Annotated in this window: 7 protein-coding genes and 1 tRNA gene; 3 read left to right on the top strand and 5 right to left on the bottom strand. The window is 52.1% G+C overall.

Translation table 11 applies throughout. The features are described from left to right. Positions 1 to 144 precede the first annotated feature (144 nt). Entirely contained in the window at positions 145 to 939 is a 795-nt protein-coding gene (locus tag BB497_00590) for an inositol monophosphatase (GenBank protein ID AVI61302.1), read from the top strand. A gap of 98 nt (positions 940 to 1037) precedes the next feature. Here the strand turns inward: BB497_00590 and BB497_00585 are convergent, their stop codons facing one another. The 5 genes from BB497_00585 to BB497_00565 form a co-directional block, all read right to left on the bottom strand. After that, the gene (locus BB497_00585) at positions 1038 to 1964 is read right to left on the bottom strand and encodes a protein-export membrane protein SecF (protein ID AVI61301.1); all 927 of its coding nucleotides are present in this window, start codon (positions 1962 to 1964) and stop codon (positions 1038 to 1040) included. 34 nt (positions 1965 to 1998) lie between these two features. Next, on the bottom strand, positions 1999 to 3852 hold the full coding sequence (locus tag BB497_00580; protein ID AVI61300.1) for a protein-export membrane protein SecD: 1854 nt from the start codon (positions 3850 to 3852) through the stop codon (positions 1999 to 2001). A gap of 134 nt (positions 3853 to 3986) precedes the next feature. After that, complete coding sequence (locus BB497_00575; GenBank protein ID AVI61299.1) at positions 3987 to 4313, bottom strand: preprotein translocase subunit YajC; 327 nt, start codon at positions 4311 to 4313, stop codon at positions 3987 to 3989. An 80-nt stretch (positions 4314 to 4393) separates the two neighbouring features. Then, positions 4394 to 5539: a tRNA guanosine(34) transglycosylase Tgt gene (locus BB497_00570; GenBank protein ID AVI61298.1), complete on the bottom strand. Its 1146-nt coding sequence runs from the start codon at positions 5537 to 5539 to the stop codon at positions 4394 to 4396. Between the two features lie 16 nt (positions 5540 to 5555). Then, positions 5556 to 6587, bottom strand: coding sequence for a tRNA preQ1(34) S-adenosylmethionine ribosyltransferase-isomerase QueA (locus tag BB497_00565; GenBank protein AVI61297.1), 1032 nt, complete (start codon positions 6585 to 6587; stop codon positions 5556 to 5558). Between the two features lie 113 nt (positions 6588 to 6700). Between BB497_00565 and BB497_00560 the strand changes: the two genes are divergently transcribed. After that, a tRNA-Leu gene (locus BB497_00560) sits at positions 6701 to 6787 on the top strand. A gap of 275 nt (positions 6788 to 7062) precedes the next feature. Continuing rightward, on the top strand, positions 7063 to 13275 hold the full coding sequence (locus BB497_00555) for a hypothetical protein (GenBank protein ID AVI61296.1): 6213 nt from the start codon (positions 7063 to 7065) through the stop codon (positions 13273 to 13275). Positions 13276 to 13353 lie beyond the last annotated feature (78 nt).

Below are 13353 nucleotides of genomic sequence, written 5' to 3'. Positions count from 1 at the left end.
AATAGGCTCGGTAATCAAATGCGGAAACCGCGCAGTTTAGCATGAGTCGATGGCATGCCCGAGGGGGCTCTGCTAGAATTGCGCGCCAAAGGTAGCCCTGCGACTACCCACTGTTCTTTAACATCACTGTGACAAGGCCCGATCATGAATCCGATGGTCCAATTTACGCTGCGCGCTGCGCGTGGCGCTGTTGAACACTTTTTACGCGTCCGTGAGCGGATTGAAAATGCTCATGAAGAATTTAATCTCGACCGGTTGCTAGAAGACACTGCGCGTAAGGCAGAAGCGACCATCGTTCAGCAGTTGGAGCGTGGCTACCCCCACCACGGTGTTACCGGCCGCTATACGCCGTATAAAGCCGGTGAAGGGGAGGGCGCGGATACTGTCTGGAAGATTGAACCTATGCATGGCTACACAAATTTAGCGGTAGCTGGCAAGGGCTTTGCACTCTCAGTGGTGTGTCTTGTGAAAGGCCGCCCCGAGCACGCGGTGATTCTCTCGCCGTTTGGTGATGACGAGTATATCGCCAGCCGTGGCCGTGGCGCGCAGTATAACGACAAGCGTATGCGCGTTAGCAAGCCAACGGCGATCGCCGGTACGCGGATGGCGATGAGTCTACCCGAAGCTTGGCTACGTCCTAGCCACTTGCCTGCTTACTTAACCATTGCTCAGCAGCTTGCCCCCCAGGTTGAAACCTTGCTGGCCACCGGCAGTGGTTTGCTTGATATCTGTGAATTGGCGACTGGCCGCGTAGACAGCGTTTTTGTCTTGGGCCTTGAAGAGCAGGATATGCAGGTGGGGTCACTGCTGCTTAAAGAAGCGGGTGCGTTAATGGGCACACCAGATGGCAAACCGACCGTAAGTCCCGAGAGTCAGCTGATGGCTGCTGGCCCGCGCCTTTATAAAGCGCTGATCAAACAGCTGGCGCCGCACTTTTAGGTCAAGTCGAATACTTAATGAGCACCTAAAATGAGTGCTTAAAAAAGCCCTGCTGGCATCACCAGCAGGGCTTTTTGTTGTGTGCCAAACGTACTTTATTAAGGCAGCTCTTCTTCCTCTTCATCAAGCTCTTTTTTGGTTGGAATTAGATCTTCCCGAGAAAGCTTAAGTGGCAGCAGCAGCGCGCCGGAAATATAGATTGAGGAGAAAGTACCCACCAGCACGCCGATTAACAAAGCAATGGCAAAGTTATTAATCATATCGCCGCCCAGTAACAGCAGGGCTAGCAGTACGAGAATGGTGGTGCCAGACGTTGCCAGGGTACGCGAGAGCGTGGCGTTGATCGCTTCGTTAAAAATTTGCGGCATATCATCAATGCGTGACGTGCGGATCGTTTCACGAATCCGGTCATACACCACAATCGTATCGTTTAGCGAATAACCAATGACCGCCAGAATGGCTGCAAGAACCGTGAGGTTAAAGTCGAGCTGGAATAGCGCGAAGATACCCACCACGATAATAACGTCATGCAGCAGAGCAAATAGCGCACCGATGGCAAATTTGTATTGGAAGCGAAAGGCCACGTAGAGCATCACAATGCCAAGGGCGACCAGCATGCCTAGCCCGCTCTGGTCGCGCAACTGCTCACCGACCTGAGCGCCGACAAACTCCGCGCGTACAAGATCAACGCTTTCGCCCTCAGCGCGAAGCAGGCTCACCACTTCGTTGCCTACCTCAGGATCAAAAGCTTGCTGCAAACGGATCAATACTTCGGTTGAAGCGCCAAAAGTCTGCACCGACACATCCTGAAAGCCGCTGCTTTCAAGAAGTTGACGGATCGCATCCAGCGAAGGTGCTGCGCTATAACGCACCTCAACCAAGGTTCCGCCAGTAAAGTCGAGCCCTAGATTGAGCTGCTGAAACAAAATGGCGCCAATCGAAACAATAAGCATGACGGCTGAGGCCACGAACGCAATGTTGCGCCGCCCCATAAAGTCGATCTGCAGGTGTGATAGGGGTTTCATTACCACCTCTTAAATTCTGAGCTGAGCACGTTTTTCAGATCCACAGCTTTTTGACGGGTTTGCTGCCATAGGTTAGGTTAACCATGGCACGGGTCACCAGCAGGGCGGTGAACATCGACGTCAAAATGCCGATGGAGAGCGTAACGGCAAAGCCTTTAACGGGGCCGGTGCCAATAGAGAACAGAATCACAGCCACCAGCAGCGTGGTGATGTTGGCATCCACGATGGAGGTGAAAGCGCGTTCATAGCCCGCGTGTATGGCTTGTTGAATCGACATGCCGTTGCGCAGCTCTTCGCGTATTCGCTCAAATATCAGCACGTTGGCATCCACCGCCATGCCCAGCGTCAGCACAATACCGGCAATGCCTGGCAGCGTCAGGGTAGCCCCCAGCATCGACATTACGGCGATTAGCAGGGTTAAGTTGATGGCGAGCGCAATGTTGGCGAAGATACCGAATACCTTGTAGCGCGCGAGCATAAAGATCACTACCAATAGCAAGCCGATCTGCACCGAGAGTACGCCGCGCTCGATGTTTTCAGCGCCTAGGCTTGGGCCAATGGTGCGCTCTTGAACAAAGTAAATGGGCGCTGCCAGCGAGCCGGAACGCAGCAGTAGCGCAAGCTCTGCGGCTTCGGTGGGCGAGTCCAGCCCAGTAATCCGGAAGCTATTGCCTAGCGCGCTTTGAATGGTGGCAAGGCTGATCAGGCCACGCTCAACGTAAGGCTCGCGAACGATGGTCTCTTGGCCGGTTTCTGGGTCAGTTTCAACCCGGTCTTCACTTTTGTGCTCAATGAACAGCACTGCCATATTGCGACCAATGTTGGTGCGCGTGGCGCGGTTCATTAGCGTACCGCCGGTACCATCCAGGTTGATGTTGACCTGGGGGCGGCCGTTTTCGTCAAAGCTATGGCTGGCACTGGAAACGCTATCGCCTGTAATAATCACATCACGCATCAAATCCGCTGAGCGCGAAGTGTCGTTGCGGAATGTATGGCGCTCGGTTTCCATGTCGGGCGTGTCGTTGCGCGCTTCTAAGCGGAACTCCAGGTTAGCGGTGGCGCCGACAATACGCTTTGCAGCCACGGTGTCTTGGATGCCCGGTAGTTCAACCACAATCTGGCTGGGGCCCTGACGCTGTACCATCGGTTCGGCAACGCCTAGCTCATCCACCCGATTGCGCAAGGTGGTTAAGTTTTGGTTAACCGCGTAATCCTGTATTTCGTTGACCGTTTGGTCGCTAAGCGACATCACCAGCCGAGAGGTGCGGCCATCGCTTTCGCTGCTGTAATCAAAGTCGGGAAAGTCGCGGCTGATTAAGCGGCGCGCTGCATCACGGTCATCGCTGCTGGCAAAATCAATAGAGAGCGAGCGTTCGGCTACTTCGGTGTTGCGGTAGCGAATGCGCTCACCGCGCAGCAGCTCACGCATGGCGCTTGCATTGACTTCTAATCGTTGGGTAAGGGCAGCATCCATGTCCACTTCAAGTAAAAAGTGAACGCCACCGCGTAAATCTAGGCCCAGCGTCATGGGTGACGCAGAAAATGCTTGTAACCAGCTCGGCGTGGCTTCTGCCAGGTTAAGTGCAACCGTGGCTTCGTTGCCTAATACGCGAGTGGCGATGTCGCGAGCATTCAACTGATCATCGTTCTTTTCCAGGCGAATGAGCCACTGGCCATTCTCCTGCTCGATGGTTTTGATTTCGACGCCTTGTTCGTTAAGCGCTTCTTCGACACGGGTTATTTGACGCTCATCCAGCGCATCGCCCTGGGCGCTGCTAACCTGAATGGCGGGATCTGCGGGAAACAAGTTGGGAAGCGCATAGATAAGGCCAACCACCAGGACGACCAGTATCAGCAGATACTTCCACAGGGGGTAACGGTTGAGCATGCAAGCCCTGCCTTCAATTACAAACGGAATTGCTGTGCACAGACAGGCTGTGCACAGCAACGTTCACCATCGACGCTACCATGTCACCCCTGCCGGGGTGGCTGGCACTGACTCGGCAGGGAAGACTTCAGGCGTTAGATGGACTTAATGGTACCCTTGGGCAGAATGGCAGCGACGGCATTTTTCTGCACGTTAACTTCGTTGCCTTCTGAAACTTCCAGAGTTAAAAACTCATCGCTAACTTTGGTAATGCGGCCCACTAAGCCACCACCGATGACGACTTCATCACCTTTAGCTAAGCTGGTAACCAGCTGTTTGTGCTGCTTGGCGCGTTTTGCCTGGGGGCGCCACAGCAGGAAGTAGAAAATCAGTACGAAACCGACCAGCATGACAATTTGCGCGATGCCACCGCCAGCAGCGGCTTCTTGGGCATGGGCTGGTGAGATGAAGAAATCCAGCATTGCAGGGAACTCCTGGGTTAGAACACTCAATGGGTGAACGGGTTAATAAACCACTCGCCGCAGCCAGTGGCTATTATTGATTAGGTGTCAGTTTCTGCAAGGGGAGGCACCGGTAGGCCGCGCCGTGCATAGAAGCTTTCCACAAAGGTCGTCAATGTACCCGCTTCGATTGCCGCGCGCAAATCAGCCATCACACGCTGGTAGTAGCGTAAGTTATGGATGGTATTAAGCATCGAACCTAGCATTTCGTTGCAGCGATCCAAGTGGTGCAGATAGCCGCGGGAGAAATTCTTGCAGGTATGGCAGTCGCACTCATCATCAAGCGGGCGGGTGTCGAAACGGTGTTTGGCGTTGCGAATTTTGACCGTGCCGTCAGAGGTGAAGAGGTGGCCGTTGCGCGCATTGCGGGTCGGCATTACGCAGTCAAACATATCCACGCCTCGGCGCACGCCTTCTACTAGGTCTTCCGGCTTGCCCACGCCCATCAGGTAGCGCGGCTTTTCATCGGGCATCCAGGTGGGTAGGTAATCGAGCACCTTGATCATCTCTTCTTTGGGCTCGCCAACGGACAAGCCACCAATCGCCAAGCCGTCGAAGCCGATCTCTAACAACCCGTTGAGCGAACGCTCGCGCAGCGCTGGGTGCATGCCGCCCTGAATAATGCCGAATAGCGCTGAAGGTGAGTCGCCATGGGCATCGCGTGAGCGCTGGGCCCAGCGTAACGAAAGCTCCATGGATTTTTCCGCTTCTTCAAAGGTAGCGGGGTAGGGGGTGCACTCGTCAAAGATCATCACTACGTCAGAGCCCAGCGAGCGCTGCACGGCCATGGACTCTTCCGGCCCCATAAACACCTTGCTGCCATCTACCGGCGAGCGGAAGTGGACGCCCTGCTCGGTGATTTTGCGCATTTCACCGAGCGAGAACACCTGAAAGCCGCCGGAGTCGGTCAGTATGGGTTTGTCCCATTGGGCAAAATCGTGAAGGTCGCCGTGGGCTTCAATCACGTCGGTGCCCGGGCGCAGCCAAAGGTGAAACGTATTACCAAGGATGATTTCCGCGCCAATCTCTTTCACGGAGTCGGGTGTCATACCTTTGACAGTGCCGTAGGTGCCTACGGGCATAAAGGCGGGCGTTTCCACCGTGCCACGGGGAAAGTGCAGGCGGCCACGGCGCGCACGGCCATCTTCGGCTAAGCGCTCAAAGCGCATAAAGCATTCGTTTCGCATCACAATAACTCGTTAATTAGCGGGTAAGCAGCATGGCGTCGCCATAACTAAAAAAGGCGTAACGCTCTTCTACGGCTGTACGGTAAGCCTGCATCATGTGTTCATAGCCTGCGAAGGCCGACACCAGCATCAGCAGGGTAGATTCCGGCAGGTGGAAGTTGGTGATTAGCGCATCCACGCAGCGCCACTCGTAACCAGGGTAGATAAAAATATCGGTATCGCCGCTGTAGGGAGCTATCTCACCATTGGCGCTTTTCATACAGGCGCTCTCTAGGCAGCGCACGCTGGTGGTGCCAACCGCAACCACTCGCCTACCAGCAGCCTGGGTATCGCGCACTTTTTGGCAGGCAGCTTCAGAAACCTCAATCCACTCACTGTGCATGTGGTGTTCAAGGATATTATCAACCCGTACTGGCTGAAAGGTGCCCGCGCCCACATGCAAGGTCACAAATGCACTGTTAATCCCTTTTTCGGCCAGCGCGTCTAGCAGCGGTTGGTCAAAATGAAGCCCCGCCGTAGGAGCGGCCACCGCGCCGTCGCGACGGGCATACACCGTTTGGTAACGGTCTCGGTCGCTGAGTTCATCTTCGCGGGTGATATAGGGCGGCAGTGGCATATGGCCATGCGCTTCTAGCAGGGCAATCATCGGCGTGTCGCCTAGAAAACGCAGCTCAAACAGTGCGTCGCGGCGGCCTTCTACGATGGCATGAATATCGCCTTCAAAGATTAGCTCGGTGCCAGGCTTCGGCGATTTACTGGAGCGGATATGCGCCAAGCCGCGATGACTGTCTAAAGGGCGCTCCAATAGCATTTCGACTTTTCCACCGCTGGCTTTATGGCCGTGCAGGCGTGCCGGTATGACACGGGTGTCGTTGAACACCAGCAAGTCGCCAGGCTCGAGAATTTCAAGTAAGTCGGTAAATCGGCGATGGTCACGTGCGCCGCTCTGGCCATCCACGCATAGCAAACGGCAGTCGCTGCGCTGCTCAGAGGGGTAACGGGCAATGAGCTCATCGGGTAGCTCGAAATGGAAGTCCGCGCGCTGCATGGAAATGGCTCTTTTCAGTGGTCAAACAGGCGGCATAGGATAGCGCTTTCGTTAGATAAAGTCAGTTGATGTGATTGACCTACGGTGTTATCTCCGTATAATGCTCATCCATTGCCGGTGTGGCGGAATTGGTAGACGCAGCGGATTCAAAATCCGCCGCCTTTACGGGTGTGCCAGTTCGAGTCTGGCCACCGGCACCAAATTTTAGGGCTTAGCGTTCATCGCTAGGCCCTTTTTTGTTGTGCCTTCCCAAACTATCTCCCCCTGCGCATGTTCATGAAGCCTCTAATACGCGTTAACAGGCAATTAAGCGTCCTTTTTAATGGTTTATTTGCTACTTCTTTGTGAAATACTTAAGGCCAATTTTCTAATCACATTGATTGCTGCTTCTCACCGCGGCACATCGTCGATTAACGGCGATCCGAAATAAAAATACGGCGCATAGCGCCATTTACCTTTAGTGGAGATGTGCTTAATGGCGACGTCATCAGCCGATATTCTTAAGTCGACGCAACCAGGCGTGATTAGCGGCCATTTGCTTAACGGTGTCAGGGTCAGCAGTGCTGCTTCGCAGCATGCATGGCAAACAATGGCCGACACCCGCGGCGATGTTGTGCGTATCGACATACCGGCTGATCCACAGGCGCGAGTGGCATTCGTGCGCCGCTGGATGGCGAAAAACCAAAAAGCACTCAAAAATACCGGCATGGCTGCCACGCTGGTTTTACCCCTTATGGCCCAGCAGGCGCTTGCTGACTCCAACGTGGCGATTAACGATTTACAAGGCGTCGCCGAAGTCATTCGCATGCCTAACGGCAGCCTGACGCTGCTAATGAATAATGGCTATCGTATCGACTTGGCGGCTGCGGATGTTGCCCTTGAGGGTGGCCGTGTGGTGGTTGATATCACCGCGCTCATGGAGGCGCTAAGTAATGATAGCGGCCTGCTAGTTCCCCTTAGTCAGCTTCCCGATGTGCAGTCATGGGAGCTGCTGCCAAACGGTGATGTGCTGATTACCCGTGCGGACGGTAGCCAAATGACGTTGGCGCGTAGTGCAGTTGTCCAGCAAGGGGATTTGCTCCTTATCAGCCCCAGTAGTGCGCTTCAGTACGGCGTAGCAGAAGGCACCGACTTCGGTAATTTACTTTTCGTACCGAGCGCCTCTTTCAGCCCCGCTGTGTCAGGCACAAGCATTGCAAGTAGTAGCGCACCTGTTAGTTCTTTCGCGGATATTCCACCTTGGTTGTATGTTGGCGGGGGCGCGATTGCCCTGGGAGCTGCCGCCGCGGGAGGTGGTGGTGGTGGTGGTGGTGGCGAAACCGGGCCTTCAACGATTAGTGGCTATGTAATTGATGGGTATATCTCGGGTGCTACCGTTACCCGTGAGTTCGACGCTAACAGTGTGACCACCAATGGCAGCGGGTTTTTCTCCGGCTTGCAGGGTAGCGGTATTCTTACCGCCACTGGCGGTGTGGATATATCGACAGGGCTTCCCTTTACGGGCGTGCTGCGAGCACCCGATGGCTCGACCGTCATTACACCACTCACCACCATGATGGTGCAGTTATCTCAGCAGTTTGGCCTGAATAATAGCGATGCCGAAAGCGTTATAAAAACCGCCTTGGGGCTTGATGATCGACTTAACCTGTTAACCACTGACCCGTTGGCCGAAGCATCGGCGAACGTTGACCTGCTAATTGCCGGCGTCAAAGTCGCAAGCCTGTTATCTATGGCGGCTACCGCAGGCATCAGTAGTGCTGATGCACTGTCACGGTTGGCCTCTGCCTTTAATCAAGCGAGTGAAAACGGCCGCGAATTAACCAATCAGGAAATGGCGGATGCATTAGGCCTTCCTTCAATTGCAGGCCAAGTGAAGCAGGCGCTTGACGCTATTGATGCGGCGGGCGTCAATTTGGATTTAGACGCTTATCGTGAAGGGGCTAATAATCCACTACGCAGTGCCCAACGTGATGCTCAAGACCCTAATAGCGAGCTTTCCAATACCCTTGAAGCCCGCGCTGACCTTCCCTACCTCACCCTTCAGCAAGCATTAACGCTGGCGCAAAACGGTGAGCTGCCTGACCAGTACTTGATTAACCCAGGCCAGCCTTTTGACGCGGGGATGCTTGGCCTTACAGCCGCGGGCAACCAGCTTGGGTTGGTTGAGATGATTTTGGCGGGTGATTTTGACGTAGACACTGCGCCAATTGGCCTTGGCAGTGTTTATACATGGTCGATTCGTGCCGATGCCGAAGATGTGCTGGTAAGCGGTGGCTTAGGCCGACCAGAAGTGGTGGGCGCTCAAAGCGTCACATTAACCAATGCCACCATTCGCCCCGATCAGTTTGCCGACCTTAATACGTTAAATAACTTTGTTCTTGGCAACACGGTGGTGCCATACACGTTAGAAGAGGCGTTAGGCACAGACGACATGCCAGCTAACTATACGCTGGCCCCCGGCGCGCTATTTAACGCTGGTAATGTAACGGTACGAGAAGCGGCCGAACTCATTAATAACACCCGCCAACTACTCGATTTAGCACAAAATACCGGTTCAGACGGCCTAACGCGTTCCATGTTACTTGAGTGGCACATTGTTGATAGTTTGGCGAATATTCTGGCAACGCCCTCTGCTCGCCCGCAAATTAATCAGGCTGAAAGTATTCGGGTCACTGAAATGATTATCACACCCGCTCAGTTTGTGCAGTTAGACGCGCTAGTTAATTTCGTGCTCGGCGATACAGAAGTAGATTACACGCTGGCCGAGGCCCTGGCTGCTGACCCCTTAGCCAGTAACTACATTATTAACCTTGATAAAGTTCTTGATGCTGGCACCGTTACGGTTGCCCAAGCTGAAGGCACCTTTGCGGATGTGTCTCGCATTTTGGAAGGCGCTAACAACCAGCCACCGCTGACGCTATTTGTCTGGGAAATTAGTGATACGGCTGAGGCTATTATCGCGGACCTGGATCAAGGGCACGTGATTGAAGCGAATCAGGTATCAGCGAACAATCGGGTGATCACCTCTGCTCAATTTGACCAGCTCAATGCGCTGGAAAACTTCGAACTGGGCGCGACCATCGTTCGCTACACGCTGGAAAATGCTGTCAACGCCGAGAGCTTGGCCGCCAACTATGACATCGATACCACCGTACCCTTTGAGGCGGGTGAGGTCAGCGTCGATGAAGCAGCGGCAACTCTCGAAGTAGTAGAGCGCATTCTCGATGGCGCGCTTAATACCCAAACGCCCGATGCCGATGGGCTGTTTAACTGGACGGTCGTCGATAGCGCTTCAGCGATCTTAGAAGCGATTGAAGAGGGTAGTGTTCCTCATCTCACGCGCGCGAATGCGGTGAATGTGAGTGATGACATCATCACGATTGCGCAGTTCGAAGCGCTGAGCGCGGCTGAGTTTAACTACGTGCGGCTCGATGAGCTGGTGGAGTACACGCTGGCCAACGCCATCTCTGTTATTGATGATGGCGATGGCCCGCTCGTCGACAGCTACGTGATCGATCTGGATACATCGTTCGATGAAGTGTGGACAGTGGCTGAGGGAGAGAGCTATTTCGCCATCATCGCGGGTGCAGAGAACCAAGCGGCCTTGCTGGCAAGCGATGCAGTGGTGTGGCAGATCGAAGACTCCATTAGCAACTTGCTCAACGGTATCAGTAACGTCAACGCCGATGATGATGCGTTTGACAACGATGCCATTTTGAATGCTGAAACGGTGCGTGTGAAAGGTGAGGAAATCACTCAAGCGCAGTACGAAGAGCTATTGGGTGTTGTTGAGGATGCGCTGCGCTTGGATGCAGGTGAGGATGCCCTCCGAACTACCGTCACCTACGCGGATCTGGAAGCAGCCGTGGGTGCTGAGGCCGGTGGCGTACTCGCCCCCAGTGAGTTTTACTCCATTACGGGCAACACGCCCTACACAAATGCCAACGGAGCGTTGAGAGTTGCCAACGCGCTAACAGAGATTGAAACCGTCAAGAGCATTCTTGAGGGCTCTACCGACCGGGACGCAGCCAATTTTGAAGCCTTTTACAATTGGAGCATCACCGATTCTGCCAGCGATATTCTGGCTGTCATTGAGAACAGTACAAGCGGTATTCCGGAAGTTCTTGAGGGCGCAGACAGTATCTTCGTGGCCAACGGTGGTGCAGATGGCAATATTCTAGCCGCTGAGTACGACGCCTTGGTTGATGGCCTTGGTGAAGATGGCTTTGATTATAACGAGGTCGCATACACGCTGACTTACGTGTTTGATGAGGCAACTGAAACGTTCGCCGCTCCAGGCGATTTAGCTGAGCGTTTCTTCTTCACTCGCGACGTGTTCGATATTGACGAAGCCGTTGGCGAAGGCAGCATCAATGTGGCCGACGCAGCAGGGTATTACAGCGCCGTACTAGCGCTCGTGAATGCAAGCACCGACAATTTGTCAGTGACGGACATCTACGAGTGGAGCGTTTTAGATAGTGCTGCCGCCATTGTCACGGCCTATACAAATAACGGTAGTCAACATCCTCCTCACATCCGCGACGCAACGCTGGTTGAAATAAACGACACGGCGGTTATTACGTTTGAGCAATACGCTATTCTGGATCAAATCGCTGGCTTTGAGATTCAGTCGTATACGCTTGAGGAAGCGGTGGGGATTTATCTAGAAGATAATAGTGGGCTGGCGACGAATTATATTATCGATGATTCAACAGCATATTTGGCTGAGGCACTATCCGTTGAGAAAGCTTTAGAGTACAGAAATGCTGTTGGTTTAATCGTGGATGAAGGCGAGCAGTCTGCAAGGAATGCGCGCTTAGATAGCGCAGCTTTGGATGAGCTTTATAGCTGGACAGTGTCAGACTTCGCCATTGTTATACTTGATGCTGAAGATACAAACGGACGCTTTTCAGGCGCTGTCGAGGTATCTGTACGTGATGATATTTTGACTCTTCAGCAGCGTGACCAGCTTGTAGCAAAGCTAGGAGACGTGTTTGTTTTAGGTGAAACACCTGTTAGGTTTATTTTTAATGAAAGTTTGACGCTGGGGGATATGCTCAGTGTCAGTGAACGTTACGAAATTCAAACAGAAGAACCTAAAGAAAGCTTTTCATTCGTGACGGTAGCTAAGGCTGAAGCAAGGTATAAAGCTACGGAAGAAATCGTTAATGGAGCTATAAACTCACAGGAGATAAGCGTAGAAATTTTACAATCCTGGGAGATTACTGCTGCTCAGCTAGACAGTTTATTTAATGCCATTGAGGTCAATGCCCCTTGGGTAAAGAACGCAGATAAAGTTGCTCTAGCTAAAACTGATCTTACGCCTGAGCAATATGAAGCCTTTTTAGACTTGGGGAATGTAGATCTAAATGATGTAGTTGTCTTTTATACGCTAGAGCAAGCTTATAATATTATTGATAGTGATAGCTCATTGCCGCAGCCTTCAAATGACAGGCGCCCAGGTAGTTACGAAGTAAAAATGAGTACTCCTTTTGATGCAGGTGCTTTGACTGTAGAAGAAACAAAAGATTTGTTGGCTAAAGTTGATGATATTTTATTGGGTGCAAATAATGAAGATGCCTTAGCTGATGTTGATTTGTTGTCATGGACTGTTGAAGATGATGCTGATAGTTTGATTGCAGCAGTTAACACTATTGAAATCCAGAAGGCTGATTTAGTTTCTGTAAATACCGGTGATATTGGTTATAAAGACTTTGAAGCACTGAGTGTTTTAGATAATTTTAATAAAGCAGGGTTGACTGTGACTTATCCGTTAGGAGAGTTGGTGCAGCGTTCCCTCAGTGGTGAAGATTTGCCACAAAGGTATGCTTTAGATGTTTCTAATGAGAAGTTTTTTGCAGTAGGTGAGCTGGATGTCTATGCAGCTGAACGACTCTACAATACTTCGATTGATTTGATTGCTGGCGCTGTTAATAATGATAATTTAGAGCTGTCTTCGCTGGTGTCTTGGGTTGTGAAAGATACTTTTGAAAATATTTATGAAATAAATGTAGAGGATAATGGTGGAGTTGCTTCTGAGTTTTTAGTGAGTGATGCAGTGGAGAATGTAGTTGTAGTAGGAAGTATTCTTGATGATAGCCAAAGCCAAAAGCTGCGCTTTGCTTTAGGAGGTTTTGATAAATTTTCTAACGAACAGGACGGACAACCTGGCGGTAGCATCACTCAATTGTCAAAAACGTTTTTGGTCAATGGTCAACCAGATGGTGATGTTGATCTCATTACTGATTTTCGTGTTGGTGATGCTGATGGGCGTGATGAATTATTTATTGATCTAACTGCCAGTGATGTTGAAATGTTGCGTGGATTTGAGGCAAGTAACGTCATGGATGGCATTTATAGAGCAGGCTTCGGAAAGTATGATGTCAATCAAGATGGTATCGGTACTGGAACTTTAGCTGATGCTGATATTGCCTTTGCCGTATTTACAACTGCCGAATTTGGCGTGGAAGGTGCTGATTGGCTTAGTCAGCTTGGGCTTGCAAACGACGAAGTAGTCTATCTGCTGGCAGGCAATAGTGATACATCAGAAGACCCTGATGATGCTTTACTGCTGCGCGTCTCCTTCTCAGGAGAAGATATTAATACTCAAGCGTTGGCTAACTTCGAAAACCTGGATCTCAACAACTTCCTCGAAGAGAACTGGAACACCAACTACTCTTTCACCTGACCATTTGGGGCGGCTCTGGCCGCCTTAGCGGGTGTTGCGCTCGTTACATGCACTAAGTGGCTGTTGCCCCATTACTAT

It is taken from the genome of Halomonas sp. GFAJ-1 (assembly GCA_002966495.1).
Classification (GTDB): domain Bacteria; phylum Pseudomonadota; class Gammaproteobacteria; order Pseudomonadales; family Halomonadaceae; genus Vreelandella.
The sequence above is the reverse complement of the archived record's forward strand: the minus strand, read 5'-3'. Positions and strand labels throughout refer to the sequence as shown.

Excerpts from the sequence above, each read along its gene's own strand:
- BB497_00580 (AVI61300.1), bottom strand. The coding sequence starts at position 3,852 with ATGCTCAACCGTTACCCCCTGTGGAAGTATCTGCTGATACTGGTCGTC.
- BB497_00590 (AVI61302.1), top strand. The coding sequence starts at position 145 with ATGAATCCGATGGTCCAATTTACGCTGCGCGCTGCGCGTGGCGCTGTT.
- BB497_00570 (AVI61298.1), bottom strand. The coding sequence starts at position 5,539 with ATGCGAAACGAATGCTTTATGCGCTTTGAGCGCTTAGCCGAAGATGGC.
- BB497_00585 (AVI61301.1), bottom strand. The coding sequence starts at position 1,964 with ATGAAACCCCTATCACACCTGCAGATCGACTTTATGGGGCGGCGCAAC.
- BB497_00565 (AVI61297.1), bottom strand. The coding sequence starts at position 6,587 with ATGCAGCGCGCGGACTTCCATTTCGAGCTACCCGATGAGCTCATTGCC.
- BB497_00555 (AVI61296.1), top strand. The coding sequence starts at position 7,063 with ATGGCGACGTCATCAGCCGATATTCTTAAGTCGACGCAACCAGGCGTG.
- BB497_00575 (AVI61299.1), bottom strand. The coding sequence starts at position 4,313 with ATGCTGGATTTCTTCATCTCACCAGCCCATGCCCAAGAAGCCGCTGCT.